Consider the following 335-nt stretch of genomic DNA (forward strand, 5'->3'; position numbering starts at 1 on the left):
ACCAGCTTTTTTAAATTCCAAACATTGCGAAACATCATAGAAATGAAATCCATTAAATAAATCTTCTTTCCAAGGTAAATCATATTGTGTTGCAATTAATAAACCGTCAACTACTTCTGCACGAATAAAGTTATTTAAAACGTATTCATTGTTTTTTTGAAAATCTAAATAACGTTTTTGTTGATCGATATAATCAACAACTTTTCCATTGATTGTATGAGATTGCCACCATATTCCATTTATAGGTAGTTTAGAACATCCAATCATACCTATAAATCCAACTTGTGGATTAGAAACAAAAATTCCAAGTATATCTTTTAAAAAAAATATATTTT

General features: G+C 26.6%; 1 protein-coding gene. It reads right to left on the minus strand.

From position 1 onward, the window contains the following. A partial coding sequence (locus FE394_RS19660; RefSeq protein ID WP_319927985.1) for a glycosyltransferase occupies positions 1 to 335 on the minus strand: 335 nt, incomplete at both ends.

The organism is Xenorhabdus littoralis, from assembly GCF_033949345.1.
GTDB lineage: Bacteria > Pseudomonadota > Gammaproteobacteria > Enterobacterales > Enterobacteriaceae > Xenorhabdus > Xenorhabdus littoralis.